The organism is Bradyrhizobium sp. SZCCHNRI1029 (assembly GCF_032487555.1).
GTDB lineage: Bacteria > Pseudomonadota > Alphaproteobacteria > Rhizobiales > Xanthobacteraceae > Bradyrhizobium.
Genome location: NZ_JAUEUK010000004.1, coordinates 532,460 through 550,101 on the forward strand (window position 1 = coordinate 532,460; position 17,642 = coordinate 550,101).

At 59.8% G+C, this 17,642-nt stretch carries 16 protein-coding genes and 1 pseudogene; 3 read left to right on the plus strand and 14 right to left on the minus strand.

Annotation, left to right across the window (positions count from 1 at the left end; all coding sequences use genetic code 11):
* Positions 1 to 7 precede the first annotated feature (7 nt).
* The 10 genes and pseudogenes from QW861_RS14650 to QW861_RS14695 form a co-directional block, all read right to left on the minus strand.
* On the minus strand, positions 8 to 1,273 hold the full coding sequence (locus tag QW861_RS14650) for a CoA transferase (protein ID WP_316193218.1): 1,266 nt from the start codon (positions 1,271 to 1,273) through the stop codon (positions 8 to 10).
* Between the two features lies 1 nt (position 1,274).
* Entirely contained in the window at positions 1,275 to 2,072 is a 798-nt protein-coding gene (locus QW861_RS14655; RefSeq protein WP_315714207.1) for an enoyl-CoA hydratase/isomerase family protein, read from the minus strand.
* A gap of 99 nt (positions 2,073 to 2,171) precedes the next feature.
* Positions 2,172 to 2,675: pseudogene (locus QW861_RS14660) on the minus strand (fumarylacetoacetate hydrolase family protein); the annotation flags it as partial.
* 113 nt (positions 2,676 to 2,788) lie between these two features.
* Positions 2,789 to 3,412: an SDR family NAD(P)-dependent oxidoreductase gene (locus QW861_RS14665; RefSeq protein ID WP_316172580.1), complete on the minus strand. Its 624-nt coding sequence runs from the start codon at positions 3,410 to 3,412 to the stop codon at positions 2,789 to 2,791.
* Positions 3,413 to 3,494: 82 nt separating this feature from the next.
* Positions 3,495 to 4,325 (minus strand): enoyl-CoA hydratase-related protein, encoded by an 831-nt coding sequence (locus QW861_RS14670; protein WP_316172581.1) that lies wholly within the window; start codon positions 4,323 to 4,325, stop codon positions 3,495 to 3,497.
* Positions 4,326 to 4,390: 65 nt separating this feature from the next.
* On the minus strand, positions 4,391 to 5,395 hold the full coding sequence (locus QW861_RS14675; RefSeq protein WP_316172582.1) for a nitronate monooxygenase family protein: 1,005 nt from the start codon (positions 5,393 to 5,395) through the stop codon (positions 4,391 to 4,393).
* A 19-nt stretch (positions 5,396 to 5,414) separates the two neighbouring features.
* Positions 5,415 to 6,599, minus strand: coding sequence for an acetyl-CoA C-acyltransferase (locus QW861_RS14680; protein ID WP_316172583.1), 1,185 nt, complete (start codon positions 6,597 to 6,599; stop codon positions 5,415 to 5,417).
* Between the two features lie 14 nt (positions 6,600 to 6,613).
* Complete coding sequence (locus tag QW861_RS14685) at positions 6,614 to 7,753, minus strand: acyl-CoA dehydrogenase family protein (protein WP_316172584.1); 1,140 nt, start codon at positions 7,751 to 7,753, stop codon at positions 6,614 to 6,616.
* A gap of 24 nt (positions 7,754 to 7,777) precedes the next feature.
* Entirely contained in the window at positions 7,778 to 8,959 is a 1,182-nt protein-coding gene (locus tag QW861_RS14690) for an acyl-CoA dehydrogenase family protein (RefSeq protein ID WP_316193219.1), read from the minus strand.
* A gap of 12 nt (positions 8,960 to 8,971) precedes the next feature.
* Positions 8,972 to 9,709, minus strand: a complete 738-nt coding sequence (locus QW861_RS14695) for an SDR family oxidoreductase (RefSeq protein WP_315714199.1) — start codon at positions 9,707 to 9,709, stop codon at positions 8,972 to 8,974.
* A gap of 241 nt (positions 9,710 to 9,950) precedes the next feature.
* Between QW861_RS14695 and QW861_RS14700 the strand changes: the two genes are divergently transcribed.
* Both QW861_RS14700 and QW861_RS14705 read left to right on the plus strand, forming a co-directional pair.
* Positions 9,951 to 10,694, plus strand: a complete 744-nt coding sequence (locus QW861_RS14700) for an SDR family NAD(P)-dependent oxidoreductase (protein WP_316172586.1) — start codon at positions 9,951 to 9,953, stop codon at positions 10,692 to 10,694.
* 10 nt (positions 10,695 to 10,704) lie between these two features.
* Entirely contained in the window at positions 10,705 to 11,382 is a 678-nt protein-coding gene (locus QW861_RS14705; RefSeq protein WP_316169625.1) for a glutathione S-transferase family protein, read from the plus strand.
* Here QW861_RS14705 and QW861_RS14710 read toward each other — a convergent pair.
* Together QW861_RS14710 and QW861_RS14715 are read right to left on the minus strand one after the other, a co-directional pair.
* On the minus strand, positions 11,379 to 12,578 hold the full coding sequence (locus QW861_RS14710; RefSeq protein WP_316172587.1) for a CoA transferase: 1,200 nt from the start codon (positions 12,576 to 12,578) through the stop codon (positions 11,379 to 11,381). The genes QW861_RS14705 and QW861_RS14710 overlap by 4 nt on opposite strands.
* A gap of 84 nt (positions 12,579 to 12,662) precedes the next feature.
* Positions 12,663 to 13,289 carry a 2-hydroxychromene-2-carboxylate isomerase gene (locus QW861_RS14715; protein WP_315714388.1) on the minus strand — a complete coding sequence of 209 codons (627 nt, stop codon included), beginning with the start codon at positions 13,287 to 13,289 and terminating at the stop codon, positions 12,663 to 12,665.
* A gap of 245 nt (positions 13,290 to 13,534) precedes the next feature.
* On the opposite strand from QW861_RS14715, the gene QW861_RS14720 reads away from it, so the two are divergent.
* A complete protein-coding gene (locus tag QW861_RS14720) occupies positions 13,535 to 14,053 on the plus strand; it encodes a helix-turn-helix domain-containing protein (RefSeq protein ID WP_315827680.1) in 519 nt (172 codons plus the stop codon).
* Between the two features lie 53 nt (positions 14,054 to 14,106).
* Here QW861_RS14720 and QW861_RS14725 read toward each other — a convergent pair whose 3' ends face one another.
* Positions 14,107 to 15,780, minus strand: a complete 1,674-nt coding sequence (locus QW861_RS14725; protein WP_316172588.1) for a long-chain-fatty-acid--CoA ligase — start codon at positions 15,778 to 15,780, stop codon at positions 14,107 to 14,109.
* 63 nt (positions 15,781 to 15,843) lie between these two features.
* Complete coding sequence (locus QW861_RS14730; protein WP_316172589.1) at positions 15,844 to 17,046, minus strand: ABC transporter substrate-binding protein; 1,203 nt, start codon at positions 17,044 to 17,046, stop codon at positions 15,844 to 15,846.
* Positions 17,047 to 17,642: the final 596 nt, after the last annotated feature.

Consider the following 17,642-nt stretch of genomic DNA (forward strand, 5'->3'; position numbering starts at 1 on the left):
TCGGATCTCATGCCGCATAGCCCGACTCGGCCGGCGGTTTGACGCCAATCTCGGGCTCCAGAGCGCGGGGATGCGTGACCAGCACACCCGCTTCGCTCAAGCGTCTCAGTTCCTCCTGGCTCACGCCCAGCTCGCTGAACACCTCGAAATTGTGCTCTCCCTGGAACGCAGGTGCTCCGATCGGCTTCAACTCCTCCGCCGAGAACCGCCACGGCCGACCCGGCAGTCGATATTCGCCGCCGCTGCGGTCCGGCACGTGCTGCACTGCGCCCCAATAATCGCTCCATTCCGACGCGCTCAGTTCCTTGATCGAGCGGATCTCGCCCATCGCGATCTTGGCTTCGTCGAATTGGGCATCGAGCGTCGCCATGTCGGGGAAGGTCAAGATCCACGACTGGATCATCTGGTGCAGCACACCGAAATTCAAGCGACGCGCGGCCGCGCTCGCAAAGCGCGGGTCGTCCATCAAATCCACGCGACGCATCGCGCGCAGCCAGGATGGGAAGGTCCGGCTGCCGATAATGCTCGTCGCAACCGTGAAATGCTCTCCATTAGGTCCGGTAAAGAATGAGCAGTCCGTCGCGCCGAGCACGGCGGGCTCGGCTCCAATATCATCGTCGGAAAGATCGACATGTGCACGTTCGTTGACCGCGAGCAGTGTCGCAGCCATCGCGACATCGATATATTGGCCCTGACCTGTCCTTTGGCGGCTATTCAGCGCGCCAAGAATCGCGATGGTGGCCTGCAGGCCGGCGTAGACGTCCGCGTGCGAGAGGCTGTCCGTGCGCGGTTCAGTCAACGCCTCTCCATAGTGACGAATGCTGTTTTCGGTGAAGCCGGCCTCGGCCTGCACGGTCGGCGCATAGGCCATCCGGCTGCGCCAGGGTCCGCCCTGGCCATAGCCAGTGATCGAGGCATATACCAATCGCGGATTGCGCTTGGACAGGGTTTCATAATCAAGGCCGAAGAAACCAAGCGTGCCCGCGCGGAAGTTTTCCACGACGACATCGGCGGTATCGCAGAGCTTCAGTGCGAGTTCATAAGCACCGGGAACATTGAGATTGATGCTGACGTTGCGTTTACCGGCGTTCTGCTGCGCGTAATAGCCCGACATCCCGTCGGTTGAGGGAAAGGCGAAGCGTGAGACGTCCGGGCTTGGCGGCTCCACCTTGATGACCTCGGCACCGAGATCCTGCAAGGTTCGCGCGCATAAGGGGCCTGCCAACACACGGGAGAAGTCGACGACACGGATTCCGTTGAGAGGACCGCCCATGTCAGCGCCCCGCGAACTTGGCGAGACCCGGGCCGTTCTTGCGGAATGACGCAAGACCGGTTTTCAGATCTTCCGATGCCCAGATCGGCGCCTGCACTCTTGCCATCGCCTCGTCTGCCGCCACCACACCGTCGTTGACCGCAATATGCACTAGCTCCTTGGTCGCCGCGTGCGCTACCGTCGGCCCCTGCGCGAACTCCTCCGCGATAGACATCGTCGCCTTTTCCAAGGATTCCTCGGGCACGGTAAGATTAATCAGGCCCCACTTCTCCAATGTCGGCGCATCGTAGCGCCGTGCCAACATCGACATCTCTTTGGCTCGCTGTGCCCCGATCCGCTGAACTTGCCGCTGGATTCCGCCAAGTAGCGGATGCAACCCAAGCGTCGCCTCGACCGAGCCGATCTTTGCTGACGAAGCTGCGATGACATAGTCGCATGACAGCGCGAGCTCGAGCCCGCCGCCGAGGCAAACGCCATGAACGCTGGCGATCAACGGAATCGGCAATAATTCCATGAAGCGGAGGAACTCGACCCCGCTCAGCAGCCGATTTTCACCGCTCTGATCAGATGTGCCCTCCGCTACGCGCTTGTCAAAGATGTCCAGGTCGGCGCCGGCAGAAAAGTGGCGCAATCCGCTCCGGATCACGATGGCACGGCTACCCGCCTTTCGCGATGCTTCCACCTGCTCCACGATAGCGTTGATGAGCTTCGGGCCGAGCAGATTGTACGGCCGGTAAACCATCGTCAAAACGGAGATATTGCCACGCTCCTCGCGCGCAACCATCGCTTCCTCGGACAAAGTTGCCTCCTGTTTTCCGGCCCCGCACCTGCAGATGCACACTCCGGCCCTTGCAGGCACAATACATGATGACTTGCGTTTTGCAAGTCGTCATCGATATCAACCAGTCCGGCGTTCCACGCGGTTCTTCAGGATGCCGATCTTCTCGACTTCGAGCTCAATGCTCTCTCCATGCTCGAGGTACCAGCCGAGTTCGAGGCCGCAGCCATTGCCAACCGTGTCGGACTCGATGAACTCGCCGGGCATCAACGTCTCATCCAGGGTGACGTGTGCAATGATTTCCTCGAACGAGAAAAGCACGCCTTCGCTGGTACCTTGAGAACGTAGTTCTCAGTTCACGCGAGCTTCCATCCTGAGTTTGTCGGAGTCGTCAATTTCGTCAGGCGTGACGATCCAGGGTCCCAGCACATTGCCCCCATCAAAGCTTTTACCCTTGGCCGGCCCGAGCCGGCCTGCCATCTCTATGAGCTGGGCATCTCGCGCGGAAAAACCATTGAAAATCGTTTAGCCAAATATGTGATCGCGCGCCTTCGCAGCCGAAATGTTCGCGCCTTTACCCTTGGTGACGATTCCAAACGCCAGTTCGTAGTCCATCACCTTCCTGCACCGTGAAGCGGAGCATAGGCCACGGATTGCAATTCGCACGTCATGACGCTGAGAAATTTCAGGCGGCCACGGGCCCGCCTCCCATGAATGACGCACCGGCCTGACGGCGATCACCACCTTTCCTGGGAGGTACGGACATCAACTTCAAACGACCATGCTCGCGGTGATTGCCGGTAGAGGAACGCAAATGCGTCGACTATGCCCTCGATACTGACCAGGCTGTTCTCCCGCTGGGCTGCGTCGGGTATGCGCTTGAAGATCTTGTCACCGGCGATGGCTCCGTCGACAACGACGTGCCCTACATGGATCCCTTCGCTGGCATATTCCTTTGCCATGGCCTGCGCGAGAATCCGCAGGCCAGCTTTCGCCGAATTGAACGCGCCATACCCCGCTTTTCCGCGCAGCGAAGCACTGGCGCCGGTAAACAAAAGCGTGCCGGCCTTGTTCGGCAGCATGCGGCGAACGGCCTCGCGGCCAAACAGGAACCCACCGAAGCAGACGACACGCCAGCTTTGCTCGAAGTACCCCGCTTCCATCTCCAGAATACGCCCGGGTGTGTTGTTGCCCGCATTATAGATCGCCAGATCGAGTTCATCGCCGGCTCTGTCGAACATTGCTACTACATCGGCTTCGTTCGTCGCATCCGCCACTATCGGGAGAGCCTGTCCGCCCGATGAGGTAATGTCATTTGCGATCGTCTCGAGCGCGAGTTTCGTACGGCCGGCGACTATCACCCTCAAACCTTCAGCGGCGAATCTCTTGCACAACTGGGCCCCAGTCCCCGCTCTGGGCCCACTCCGATGACAATTGCTGTCTTCATGGAATGCCTCGAAAATCAGGCGCGCGCTTCTCGATGAACGCCTTTACGGCTTCAGCATGCTGTGCAGTCTCCGCCGCCATGACCATGTTTTTGGCTTCATGGTCCAGCGATGTCACAAAATCTGTCGACAGCGCCAGATCGAGATTGTCTTTGATCGCTGCATACGCATGGGCCGGACCATTCGCGAGTGTTCTTGCGATGACAAACGCTTCGCTTAGCAGATCTGCATCGGGTACTACACGGTTGACAAGGCCAAACGCCTCGCAGCGGCGGGCATCGATCCGTTCTGACAAATACATCAGCTCTCTCGCGCGCGCCGTCCCGGCCAACCGGGTCAGCAGCCAGGAAATTCCGTAGTCTCCGGTCAATGCAATCTTGGCATAACCAGTAGTCATTAAGGCAGATTCGGAGGCAATCCGGATATCGCAAGCAAGCGCGATGGCAAGGCCGGCGCCGGCGGCCGGCCCCGGAAGCGCCGCGATCGTTGGCTTGCGGAGAGAAACAAGCGCCCCGGTCAGCGTCCGCTGCCCTTCCATCAGGCCTACGACCTTGTCTCCATAGGCCATGGGCCTCGTGGACGACTTTGTGCCCATACCCTTGACATCACCGCCGGAGCAAAACGCGGTGCCGGCGCCGGTGATCAGCAGAGCGCCGACATCAGGATCGCTGCCAGTCTGCCTGATCATCCGGCGCAGCGCCGGCGTCAAATGGTCCGATAGTGAATTCCGCGCTTCGGGCCGGTTCAGCGTGATAATGGCAACGCGATCTCGGACCGAACAGAGTAGTTCGTTCGTTCCGGTGTCGATCGAAATTGATCCATCGGTCATGATACGCAGCCTCCCGGCCCAGGACCATCAGCAATCCGCCACCTCGTTAGCGGACGTCTGTCGCCTCAAGCCCCCTTTCGGACGGAATTTTCGTCGGCATCGAGGAAGCCGGTTAGTCGCTGACGGATGATCGCATCCGCATCGGTCATGATGCGATCGATCAGTTCCTTCACCGTTGGAATGTCATGGATGAGGCCGACGACCATGCCGCAGCTCCAGGCCCCGGCATCCATGTCGCCATCGATCATGACCCTGGGGTAGACGCCCGCGACCTGGTCGAGGATGTCCTCGATCTTCAGGCTCTTGCCCTTTTCACGCTCGATCTCTAGCAGGCGATCGACGCCCTTGTTCTTCAACACACGCTCGGTGTTGCGCAAGTTGCGCATTACAAGGCGGGTGTCGAGTTCGGTAGCTTCCAACAGCGCGTTCTTGACGTTGTCGTGCACCGGCGCTTCCTTGGTAGCGATGAAACGCGTGCCCATATTGATGCCTGCCGCGCCCATCGCCAGCGCCGCGACTAGGCTGCGGGCATCCGCCATGCCGCCCGACGCCACGAATGGGATCGACAGCTCATCGGCGGCGCGCGGCAACAGGATCATGTTGGGCATGTCGTCTTCGCCGGGATGACCGCCGCATTCGAAACCGTCGACGCTGACGGCGTCGCACCCGATTTCCTGGGCTTTGAGCGAATGCCGGACGGACGTGCACTTGTGGATCACCTTGATGCCGGCCGCCTTGAGCGCTGGCATGTATTGCTCGGGACTGCGGCCCGCGGTCTCGACGGCCCTGACGCCGCCTTCGGCGATGGCTTGAATGTATTCGGGATAGGGTGGCGCCGAAAAGGTCGGCAGGAAGGTGAGGTTTACGCCGAACGGCTTGTCCGTCATATCGCGGCAGCGCGCGATCTCCTTGGCCAACAGCTCCGGCGTCTTCTGCGTCAAGCCGGTGATGATGCCAAGGCCGCCGGCGTTGGACACCGCTGCAGCCAGTTCGGCAAAGCCGACATAATGCATGCCGCCCTGAATAATCGGATGCTGGATGCCAAATAGTTCAGTGATAGCTGTCTTCACGTAAGCCTCCAGTTTCCGATCAGTGCACGATCTCGAAAAGCCCGGCCGCGCCCATGCCGCCGCCGATGCACATCGTCACCACGCCGAATTTCGCTTTGCGGCGCCGGCCCTCGATCAGGATATGGCCGGCCAGTCGCGAGCCCGTCATGCCATAGGGGTGGCCGATGGCGATCGCCCCACCATTGACGTTCAATTTGTCCGGATCAATGCCCAGCTTGTCGCGGCAGTAGATCACCTGAACCGCATAGGCCTCGTTCAGCTCCCACAGATCGATATCGTCGATTCGCAAGCCGTGCCGTTTCAGCAAGCGAGGGATCGCGGCCACCGGCCCGACCCCCATCTCGTCGGGCTCGACACCCGCGGCGACGAAGCCGCGGAAAATGCCAAGCGGTTGGATTCCCTTCTTTGCAGCAATCTTGTCGCTCATGATTACGCAAGCCGACGCGCCATCGGAGAGCTGGCTGGCATTGCCGGCGCTGATGGTCTTGCCTTCGAACACCGGCTTGATTTTGGCCAAGCCCTCGGCCGTGGTCTCCGGGCGCGGACCTTCGTCTTGTGCCAGGGTAACCTCCTGGTAGGAGATCTCCTTGGTGTCCTTGTCGACGACAGCCATTTTCGTCGTGATCGGAACGATCTCGTCACTGAAGCGCCCACCCTGCAGCGCGGCTCCGACGCGACGCTGGCATTCGAGCGAATATTCATCCTGGCGGTCGCGCCCGATCTTGTAGCGCTCGGCGACCACTTCGGCGGTCTCCAGCATCGACATGTACATTTCCGGCTTCATCGCCATCAAATCGGCGTCGACAGCGTGAAACTTGTTCATATACTCGTTCTGGACGAGGCTGATGGATTCGATGCCGCCTCCGATGGCGACATCGACGCCGTCAAGCATGATCGAGCGCGCGGCGACCGCGATGGCCTGCAAGCCGGATGCGCATTGCCGATCAATGGTCGTGCCGGCAACCGTCACCGGCAATCCGGCACGGATCGCGCCTTTGCGAGCGACGTTCATAACCATGGTGCCCTGCTGCATCGCGCAACCCATCACGATGTCCTCGACTTCGCCGGGCTCGATCTTGGCGCGCCTGACGGCTTCCGCGATCACATGGCCCGCCATGGTCGGTCCGTCGGTGTTGTTCAACGCCCCGCGGTAGGCCTTCCCGACCCCGGTGCGCGCGGTCGATACGATGACTGCTTCTGTCATATTTTGCCTCTGATTTAAGCGGCCGCATCGGTCTGCGCATAGCGCAGAACATGGAATGCGGGATCGCCGTACTGGATGTTGATGGAAGAAATCCGCTTGAAGTAGTGGCCGACATTGAGCTCGTCGCTCATGCCCATGCCGCCATGCAGTTGCACGGCCTGATCGGCCACGAATCTAGCGGCGTAGCCGACCTTTGCCTTGGCTCCCGACGCCAGTCTCGATAGGCCCGATTCGTTTGCCGCCAGACCTAAGTTGAGATGCTGCATCAGGGACACCGCTTCCTGATGCGCGATGAACATGTCTACCATCCGATGCTGCAAAACCTGGAAGGTGCCGAGCGCCACGCCGAACTGCTTTCGCGTCTTGGTGTATTCCAGCGTCGCCGAGTTCAATTCGGCCATCGCGCCGACGGCCTCGGCACACAGCGCGCCAATGACGCGTTCGGAAATCGCTTCTAGCGCGGCGGCGCCCCCTCCTTCTTCGCCTAGCAAGCTATCGTTGCCGACGCGCACGTCCTTGAGGCTGACCTCGGCCGCTCGGCGGCCGTCGATCGTCTTGAAGCCTTGCAGGTGAAGATTGGCGGCGCGACGATCAACGATGAACAGACTGACGCCTTCCGAATCGAGACGGTGGCCCGAGGTGCGTGCTGAGACGATCAGGTAATCCGCCCAGGGGGCCGCGATCGCGACCGCCTTTTCGCCGTTCAGGACATAGTCAGTACCTTCGCGGCGCGCCGTTGTGGTGACGTCAGCGAAATCGTAGCGCGAGCTCTTTTCTGCCCAGGCCAGCGCCCAGATTGATTTCCCGGAGATGATGTTGGGAATGAACTGATCCCTCTGTGCAGGCGAGGCTTCACTCTCGATCAGGCCGCCGGCCAGAACGACCGTCTCCAAAAATGGCTCGACCACGAGGTGACGGCCGAATTCCCGCATCACGATCATGGTCGCCAGGGGACCACCGCCGAGGCCGCCCGCATCCTCCGAAAAAGGTGCGGCAAGCAGGCCGAGTTCGGCGAACGAGGCCCAGTGCTTGCGACTGAAGCCTTCTTCGCTGGCTACGATCTTGCGACGCGCTTCAAAGTCGTATCGATCCCGCAGAAGCCGCTGCACGCTGGACCGCAATAGTTCCTGCTCTTCCGTGAACTGAATATCCATCCGATCCCCCGTACTCCGCTCGGCCTAAAGTCCGAGCACGGCCTTGGCGATGATGTTGCGCTGGATCTCGTTCGATCCGCCGTAGATCGAGAGCTTGCGTGAGTTCAGGTACTTCTCGGACGCAGTGTGACCGTAGGCCGGGCCCGGCATGAAGTGGTTGGCACTGACGGGATGCTCCCGGATCGCCAGACCGAAATTACCGATTGCCCGGTGCGTCAGCTCGGTGATGTTCTGGAAGATCTCCGTACCCCAAATCTTGAACAACGACGCGGCGGCGCCTGGATCGATCCCGCGGGCCATTTGTGCCACCACGCGAAGCTCGGTTGCTTCCAAGGCCAACACGTCCAGCTCGATCCGTGCGATATCCCGCACGAATTCGAGATACGTCGGATCTTCTTCGGGAATCTCGGCCTTCACGATTTGCTTCAGCCGATCCAGGTAGCGCGTCGAACGGCCGATGCCAGCCATACTGGTGCGCTCGTTTCCGAGCAGGAATTTTGCGTAGGTCCAGCCCTTATTCTCCTCACCGATCAGGTTTTCGATCGGAACGCGGACATTTTCCAGGAAGACGTCATTGACCTCGTGGCTGCCGTCGATGGTGATGATCGGGCGCACGGTCACGCCGGGCGATTTCATATCGATCAGGAGAAAGGATATGCCGGCCTGCGGTTTGGCCGCCGGGTCGGTCCGCACCAGGCAAAAGATCCAGTCGGCGTGCTGCGCCAGCGTCGTCCAGGTCTTGTGGCCGTTGACGACGTAATGGTCGCCATCACGTACGGCCTTGGTTCTGACCGACGCAAGGTCCGATCCTGAGCCGGGCTCCGAATAGCCCTGACACCACCAGTCCTCGCCGGAGAGAATGCGCGGCAGGAATTTCTCCTTCTGCGCCTTGCTACCGAAAGTGTAGATGACGGGCCCGACCATGGTGACGCTGAATGCCAAAGGCGGCAGCGTCCCGGCTCGGCTGGTTTCCTGCTCGAAGATGAAGCGCTGCGTGATCGACCAGCCGGGCCCACCATATTCCTTCGGCCACAGCGGCGCGATCCAGCCCTTCTTGTAGAGGATGCGATGCCAAAGGAGCGTCTGCTCCTTGGTCAGGTCGGTCTCCGGGTTCGGCACCCGCATTTCCTGCGGATAGTGCTCCACGATGAATGCACGCACTTCATCGCGGAAAGCAGCATCCTCTTTCGAAAGCTTAAGCTCCATCGAAAGGCCTCGTTACCACTTTTCGCCGAACGGTCGAATTTCCATCTCGAACGTCCACGCGCTGCGGGGCTGTTGATAGAGCTGCCAATACGATTCTGCGACGGAGGCTGGGGGCATCAGCAGGTCGGGATTGTCCAGTGCATTCGGCCCAAGCGCCTCGATCCGTCTCTGGCGAACCCATTCGGTATCGACGCCGGAATCGATGACGAGGTGCGCGACGTGGATGTTCTTGGGGCCCAATTCGCGCGCGATCGCCTGCGCAACCGCGCGAAGGCCAAACTTTGCGCTGGCGAACGCCGCATAGCCCGTTCCGCCGCGGAGACTGGCGGTCGCGCCTGTGAAGAAGATGTTGCCCTTGCCGCGGGGCAGCATCAGCCGCGCGGCTTCGCGCCCCGCGAGAAAGCCGGAATAGCACGCCATTTCCCAAACTTTGCGGAACACCCGTTCAGTGGTGTCGAGAATGGGAAAATTGACATTGGCGCCGATGTTGAAGATGCAGACCTCGAGCGGAGCGTGCTTGTCGGCATCGCCGAGGAATGAAACGATCTCATCTTCCTTGCGCGCGTCGAGCGAACGCGCATGAATCTCGCCCCCTGCCTTCTCGATTTCCTTGACCAAGGGCTCCAGCTTGTCGCCGTTGCGGCGACCGGCGAAGACCGTGAAGCCTTCCGAAGCAAATTTCTTCGCGATCTCGGCACCGATATAGTCACCGGCGCCGATCACAGCGACGGTCGCGCTCCGCTTTTGCATGGCTCTTCCTCCGATCAGGCTAGGTCTGGCGTCTTTGGCTTAGCGCCGGCAGCCCGCTCAATCACCGCATCTAACGACGATTGAACGTTCTTTTTTAGAACTAGTCAATCGACATTTTCAGATTGATTTACCTGGCCTGTGCATCGAAACTGGTTCTCTCACTCGCAGACGCCGTTTACAGCATCGTCGACACAGTCTATTTACACAGTTTCAAATACGAACTTATGGGGGAGGAATTGAGATGGCGAGAGCCCGCGGAGTGGCGATACTTGTCGGCGCTGGCGACGCGATCGGGGCGGCCGTCGCCCGCCGCTTTGCGAAGGGCGGATATACCGTTTGTATCTGCAGGCGGGAGGCAGCAAAATCGCAGGCGCTCGTGGCGGAGCTGAGAGCGGCGGGTCACAGGATTCACGCCTTTAGTGTCGATGCTCGCCAGGAATCCGGGGTTCAGGAAATATTCGCGCGCATCGAGAAGGAGATCGGGCCAATCGAGGTCTGCCTTTTCAACGCCGGATCGAACGTCAACAAGCCTTTACTGGAGACAACCGAGAAGCTGTTCTCTAAAGCGTGGGAACTCGCCTGTTACGCCGGATTTCTGGTCGGCCGCGAGGCCGCACGCTACATGGTATCGCGCGGTCGGGGCAGCATCCTGTTCACCGGCGCGACCGCCAGCCTCCGCGGCGGAACGGGCTATGCGGCCTTCGCCAGCGCGAAATTCGGTCTACGCGCTGTCGCGCAGTCAATGGCCCGGGAATTGGGCCCAAAAAATATCCACGTGGTGCACCTCATTATCGATGCCGGCGTCGACAGCCCGGCGATCCATGCCCGAATGAAGGCGGCTAAAGGCATGGAGGCGAGCGAGATTCCACCGGACAGCCTGACGAAAACATCATCGATCGCGGAAGCCTATTGGTTCGCGCACGAGCAGACCAGAGATGGCTGGACCCATGAACTCGACCTCCGTCCTTCCGCGGAGAAATGGTGAGATGGACACCATGCCGAATCTGACGCTGTGGGGAGCAGGCACCAGCCGGACCGTACGGGCGCACTGGGCGATGTACGAGCTCGGTCTCGCCTACACGAGCAAGCCGATTGGGCCGCGTACTGGGGAAACCAAGACGGCGGAATATACCGCGCTCAATCCGCGGCAGAAGGTTCCGCTGCTACAGGACGGCGATTTCTGCATCGGCGAGAGTGCCGCCATCGTCGCGTACCTGTCACGCACTTACTCCACGCGGGACCGGGCGCTGATCCCAGAAAAGCAGCGCGACTATGCTGCCTGGCTGGAATGGTGCTTCTTCATCGTTGCAGAGCTTGATTCCACTAGCCTCTATGTAATGCGGCGCCATCGGGCAGATGGGCTTGGCACCATCTACGGCATTGCTCCCGAAGTCGTCGCCAGGGCAGGCGAGTATTTCCGCGAGCAATTGCGCCATGTGGAGGTCGCGCTTGCCGATGGACGCCGATACCTGATGGGCGATCAGTTCACCAGCGCCGATATCCTGCTGACCACGTGTCTCGAATGGGCGATCACCTATGAGGTGGGCGTCTGCGATAACGCCCTGCCCTATCTGGAGCGCATCCACGCCCGGCCTGCCTATCGGCTCGGCCAGGAAGCTAACATTCCGCTCGTTCCGATTACGCCGGTGCTGCCAAAAGCTCCGCCGGCTTAACCCGAGATCCGGACCGATTTTTCGGTCGCCATCTTCTCGATTGCGGCATTGTCATAGCCGAGCGCACCCAGGATCTCGCGCGAATGCTCACCGATTCGGGGGGCGGGGCCACCGATCGCAGCCGGATTGACTTCGAAGCGAGCGGCCGGCTTGGGCTGTCGAATGCGACCAACACTGGGCTGGTCCAACTCGGCAATGAGATCGCGCGCAATCACCTGCTCGTTGTGAATGATCTCCCCACGGCGCAGGATCGGCGCGCAGGGGACGTCCGCTGCATCGAGCCGCTCCAGCCATTCGGCGGTGTTGTGCTGCGCGATGTATTCAGCCATCTTGTTGATGCGAGCAGTCGCATTGACGGAACGCGCCGCCGGCGTCGCAAAACGTGGGTCGGTGCCAAGCTCCGGATCACCTGTCGCGCGACAAAACCCCTGCCATTCCGAGTCCGAGATAGTACCGCAAGTGATGTAGCCGTCGCTGGTCTTGAACACGAGGTCGGGGCGATCATTGGGATCGGCCGCAGCAGCCTCGGCGCCCACCACAGTGTATTGCATCATACCTTCTGGCCAGAGGTAAGAGATCATTGCATCCAGCATCGCGACCTGGATGTGATCCCCTTGTCCGCTCTTCTCTCGCGCATAGAGCGCTGCTGCAACCGCTTGTGCCGTCATGACGGCCGTGGTCTTGTCGCAAACGATGGTTCTGATCATCTGTGGCCGGTTGGTCACGGGCTGCGACTGGATGTCGGCGAACCCCGAGAGACCCTGAATGATCGGATCGTAGACGCGCTTCTTGACATAAGGGCCGGTTTCGCCGACGCCGCTGATGGAAACGTAAATCAGCCGCGGATAGCGGCCGCGCAACTCGGCGGCGCCGAGCCCGAGGCGTTCCATCGTGCCGGGCCGAAAATTCTGCACCAGCACGTCGGATTGCGCGACAAGTTTGGCAAGCACCTCGCGACCGGCTTCGCTCTTGACGTCGAGCGCAAGCGAACGCTTGCCACGGTTTGATGAGATGAACAACGCCGAGAACTCACCGCGCTTGTCGATGGTGGCGCGGCTGCGGCGGGTGATGTCGCCACCAATGGGCTCGATCTTGATCACGTCGGCGCCCTGATCGGCCAAAAACATCGTCGCGAACGGACCTGATACCACACCGGTCAGATCGAGCACACGAACTCCGCTAAGCGGCCCTGGCATGACGTTTCCCCTCTCCTGGCTGGTTCTTCCGGCCTTTACGCCAACTCCTTCGGCCAGGCGCATTATCTCGTGCTGCGTTTCGAGTCACGCAATGCTGGCGGCAGGCTGTCGCATCTGCTCGACGATCGATTCCTCGACGTCCCGGAGCTGGTCCTTGCCGAAGAACATCTCCTTGCCGACGAAGAACGTCGGCGAACCGAATGCTCCGCGGTTGACCGCATCCGTGGTCAGGTCGATGAGCCTCTTCTTGACGTCGTCCTGCTGAGCTCGTGCCATCAGCCTGTCGATGTCGAGCCCTGAGGATTTGAAAGCCGCGCGGAACACCTCGACGTCGTCCATCTTCTTCGGATCCTCCCACATGTGATGGTAAGCGGCCCGGAAATACGGCTCGAACATACCCTCGAACTGAGCGGCGACCGCACCGCGCATCAGCATCAGCGTATTCACCGGGAAAAACGGATTTTGCCGAAATGTCGTGATGTTGTGGCGACGGATGAAGCGCTGCGTCTCGAGCGCCATGTATTCGGGCTTGTTCTTGATGCCGTGCAGCGACTCCGCCGGGGACATGTTGCCGGTCGCCTTGTAGATGCCGCCGAGAAGTATCGGCACATAATCAAACTTCACGCCTGTCCGTCGCTCGACGCCAGGTATTGCGCGTTCCGCCAGATAGGCGTTGGGACTGCCGAAATCGAACTGGAATTCAACCTTCAGAGCTGTCACGCCGGCCTCTCCCGCATAGGCATTGTTGAAGTGGTCATGTTTGGTCCGCACGAACCGTATCGCCAACTCTCATACAGTTCTAAAAACGAACTGTCAATAAACTGGCAGATTCTGCTATTTTGGCTCAGATCGGTTAGAGGTTGTTTGGAACGTAGTCCCTATCTAGAATGGTTCTTGAAAAGACGGTTGCGTCGGCGATTCGAGCGCCCCGTCTCTGGAAGAGTGGAGAAGTACGAATGAAGTGGGATGCCCTCGAGGAAGAGCCATGTTCACTGGCACGAACCATAGGTGTAATTGGCGACCGTTGGACCCTTCTGATTTTACGCGAATGCTTTCTGCGCACCCGACGATTTGAAGGCTTCCAGTCTGCGCTCGGGATCACGCGCCATCTGCTTGCCGAGCGGCTGAAGAAGCTGGTGCGGAACGGCGTGTTGCGGCGAATTCCGTATCAGGATTCACCCAAGCGCCATGAGTACATCCTGACGCAAAAGGGCCTCGATCTCTATCCGATCATGATGGCGCTCGTCCATTGGGGCGACACGCACATGGTCGACGAACGCGGGCGACCTCTGCTGCATGAGCATAAGAAATGCGGCAAGGTCTTCGATCCCGTAATGGTGTGCTCGGAATGCGGCGAACCGCTGTCGGCGAAGGAAGTTCATACCCATCCGGGCCCCGGCGCGCGCGCGAAGCTCGAGAAGGCCTCTCCCGAACAGAAGCCGAGCAAGGCAAGGACCCGCAGACAAGCAGCGTGATCCCGGGCGTTTGCCTTTCGGCGGGGACTGGCGACGGCTCGATGAGGTTCGCATCACGATGCGTTGCTCTGCGCTGAAGTGCCCTGTGGCACTCTTGCACTATCCCCTCGCGCTGGCGCGGAATAATGCCCTGAGAAGCGTTGGCGTAGCTCCATCTTCTGGATCTTGCCCGTCGCGCCATAGCTGAGCGCGTCAACGAAGACGATATCGTCAGGCATCCACCATTTGGCGATTTTGTTGTCCAGATAGGCCCTGATCGATTGCGCCGTTATGGCTCCGGATGTCGGCACGACGATAAGCAGCGGTCGCTCCTCCCATCTCGGATGAGGAACGCCGATCACGGCCGCCTCCGTGACTCCCGGGCATCCCTTCGCCAGGTTTTCCAGGTCGATGGACGAAATCCATTCCCCGCCTGACTTCACAACGTCTTTGGCGCGATCGGTCAGCTGGATGTAATTATCGTCATCCATCACAGCGAGATCCCCGGTATTGAACCAGCCGTCCTCCAGCAGCGGCTTGTCCTCCCCGTAGTAACCGCTGATGATCCACGGTCCACGCACCATCAATCGGCCGCTGGATTTTCCGTCGCGTGGCATCTCACTGCCCCGCTCGTCAGCGATCTTGATGTCGACGCCGTAGATCGGCTGCCCCTGGCTGGTCTTGCGTCGAAGCCGATCCTGCGGGGAACGGCTCGCCGTGCGTCGCGACGGCTGCGAAGACGTACCGCAAGGACTCGTCTCAGTCATGCCCCACAGATGGTTGACAGAGACGCCCAGGCGCTCAAGACCCTCGATCAGGCTAGGCGCGGGCGCCGAACCGGCAACTATGATGCGCTCGAGCGTCCCAGCACCGGTACCCCTGGACTCTAAGTACTGGAGCAGGTTTGAATAGAGTGTCGGGACCCCGGCGGTCATGGTCACGCCTTCCCTGTCGATCAACTCCGCAATGGCGGCGCCGTCCATTTTGGGTCCTGGCAGGACCAGCTTGGCACCGACCATGGGAGCTGCATGGGTCAGGTCCCAGGCCCCGTTGGCGTGAAACATCGGAGTCATCGGCAGAAGCGTGTCGCGCGGCGCAATGCCCATTGCGTATGCACCGCAGATGCAGAGGCAATGCAGGATATCCGATCGATGCGAGTAGAGAACGCCCTTGGGATTGCCTGTGGTCCCCGACGTGTAGAACAGGGAGGAGGCCGAAAGTTCGTCGAATACCGGCCATTCAAACTCCTCCTTTCCCAAGTCCACGAATTCCTCGTAGCACAGCAAATTCGGAAGCGTCGTCCTTGGCATGTCGGCTCGATCCGCCATCAGGACAAACATCTTCACGGAGGAAAGCCCGGCCGCCAGCTTCTCCACGAGGGGAAGAAACGAGCTGTCGAAGAACAGGATCTTGTCTTCGGCGTGATTTGCAATGTAGCTGATCTGATCCGGGATAAGCCTCGGGTTGATCGCATGCCATACTGCACCGATTCCCGTGACGCCATGCTCGATCTCGAAATGCCTGAACGTGTTCCAGGCAAGAGTTGCGACACGATCGCCCTGCAAGATGCCATGGCGGGTCAAAGCATCGGCAAGCTTTCTGGTGCGACGCGCCGCATCCCCATACGTATAGCGATGAATCGAGCCCTCCACGGTGCGCGAAACGATCTCCGTCCGCGAATGGAAGCGCTCCGCATGCTTCAAGAGCGAGGACAGCAGCAAAGGCTGATTCTGCATCAATCCTTTCACGATAACCTCATTTCAGCTGCAGCGATTGACGCCACCGGCGTTAGCGAGACACCACCAACCTCATCACTCCGAGCTGGCATCGAGAACCTCGCTGAATTGATCCCACCGCGTCCCGGTCCAGCGCTGTAGCCTCATTTGCTTGAAATTCATGTTGATCTTGTCGCTTGTATTGACCGTGATCCCAGGCAGCAGCGTGGGAAGCGCGACGTTCTTGAGGTTCTTGGCCTGCCCGATGATATTTTCGCGCGACAGATCGTTCCCACACTGCTTGAGCAGGCGTTCGAGCAGCATGCCTTGCGTATACCCGAACAGATAGTTCGTGTCGGCGATATCGATTCCGGGCAAATACCGCGCGACAAATGCTCGAAAGTTCTTCATTCCGTCGTTGTTATCCCACTGCGAGTCGGTCGGGTCCATCGCCACCGTTCCAACGATGACGCCTATTGAATTATCGAGACCTGCGGGCTTCAGCGTGGCGCCAACCGAGCTTGATGGGTAGTTCAGTACGATCATCGGGCTCCAACCGATTTCGGCAGCTTTGCGGATTGCCTGCGCCGCGAACTTCGGGGTACCAGCCACCAACAATGCATCGGCGCCCGAACTCTTGAGACTCACCACCTGCGAATCCACCGTCGGCTCGCTGACCTCGTAGGCAATTGCGACGACCTTCTTGTCGAACTCGTCTTTAAGGACCCCCTTGAAAGCGTTGAGGTAGTCTTTTCCGAGATCATCGTTCTGATACAGGATCGCGTACTTCGCGTTCGGCAGCGTCTTGGTCAGGAACCTGGCGTAGATTTTCCCTTCGGTGTCGAAGCTGACCAGACTGGTCGTCGTCAGCGGAAACTCCGCCACATTCGTGAACTTGTTCGATCCCGAGACGATGCCGATCGCCGGCACGCCCCTCGACTTCAGATACTTTGCAGTGGCCGAGTTGCCGGGCGTGCCGAGCTGGCTGAACATGAAGGCCACTTCATCGCTTTCGACGAGCCTTCGCGCATGCTCAACCGCTTTTGGTGGGCTATAGGCATCGTCATACGCAATGTAGTTGACCTTTCGGCCGTTTACTCCGCCGCGGTCGTTAATCGACTGGACATACGCGAGAAGCCCTCGACCAACGAGACCGATCGACGAAGCAGGACCGCTAAAGGGAAAGATGCCCCCGATCCTGATCTCCGTTGGCGTGATCCCCGGCATATCAGCAGCAGAAGCCGATGACCCGAACGCCAGAAGCAGCACCGCGAAAGCAGACCTGAAGAGCCCCAGCATCACTTCCTCCCAAAAATGAGGATTGCATGCCCGAGTGGCACGATCCAACAAAGCGCGGCCTTGATCGACCGTCGTTCCTCGCCGATCTAACGTTCTTTTTTGGAACTAGTCAAGCCACTCAAGTCTCCCCCCTCGATCGCCAGAGCGGGACGCATCCGCTCAAGCTCACGACCACCTAGGCGCACGCTCGCTTCGGCGGAAAAAGCGCAAAATTAGATCATCTTTGAACTATTTACTTGTTGCAGCCCGCGACTATGCGTGCGCCGCCCCCTGACCCACCGTACCTCCTGGAGGCGCGCCTTCGAAAGCTGATTTCAATTCTTTTATAGAACTAATCCGGGTCCGACCGGTGGCGAGCAGACGTTCACGCCTTTACGCGCCGCAGCCAAGCCACATCTCTCGATTTTGATCGTCCATACCGACTTCGGTTGGCTCCTTCGGACGACTAAAGTCGCCGCCGAAAGGCTCGCCCACGATATGAGTTCCCCTCAACGACCATGCGAGGGCTCGGCTCGACTACTACGGACTGGACGAGCCGGCGCCGCGCGTTCATCTCCGACCGTGCACGCAACGACCGCCGGCTCTGCTGCTGGGAC

Coding starts and splice junctions, on each gene's coding strand:
- QW861_RS14650 (WP_316193218.1), bottom strand. CDS start 1,273: ATGGGCGGTCCTCTCAACGGAATCCGTGTCGTCGACTTCTCCCGTGTG.
- QW861_RS14670 (WP_316172581.1), bottom strand. CDS start 4,325: ATGACCGATGGATCAATTTCGATCGACACCGGAACGAACGAACTACTC.
- QW861_RS14680 (WP_316172583.1), bottom strand. CDS start 6,599: ATGACAGAAGCAGTCATCGTATCGACCGCGCGCACCGGGGTCGGGAAG.
- QW861_RS14685 (WP_316172584.1), bottom strand. CDS start 7,753: ATGGATATTCAGTTCACGGAAGAGCAGGAACTATTGCGGTCCAGCGTG.
- QW861_RS14690 (WP_316193219.1), bottom strand. CDS start 8,959: ATGGAGCTTAAGCTTTCGAAAGAGGATGCTGCTTTCCGCGATGAAGTG.
- QW861_RS14695 (WP_315714199.1), bottom strand. CDS start 9,709: ATGCAAAAGCGGAGCGCGACCGTCGCTGTGATCGGCGCCGGTGACTAT.
- QW861_RS14700 (WP_316172586.1), top strand. CDS start 9,951: ATGGCGAGAGCCCGCGGAGTGGCGATACTTGTCGGCGCTGGCGACGCG.
- QW861_RS14705 (WP_316169625.1), top strand. CDS start 10,705: ATGCCGAATCTGACGCTGTGGGGAGCAGGCACCAGCCGGACCGTACGG.
- QW861_RS14710 (WP_316172587.1), bottom strand. CDS start 12,578: ATGCCAGGGCCGCTTAGCGGAGTTCGTGTGCTCGATCTGACCGGTGTG.
- QW861_RS14720 (WP_315827680.1), top strand. CDS start 13,535: ATGAAGTGGGATGCCCTCGAGGAAGAGCCATGTTCACTGGCACGAACC.
- QW861_RS14730 (WP_316172589.1), bottom strand. CDS start 17,046: ATGCTGGGGCTCTTCAGGTCTGCTTTCGCGGTGCTGCTTCTGGCGTTC.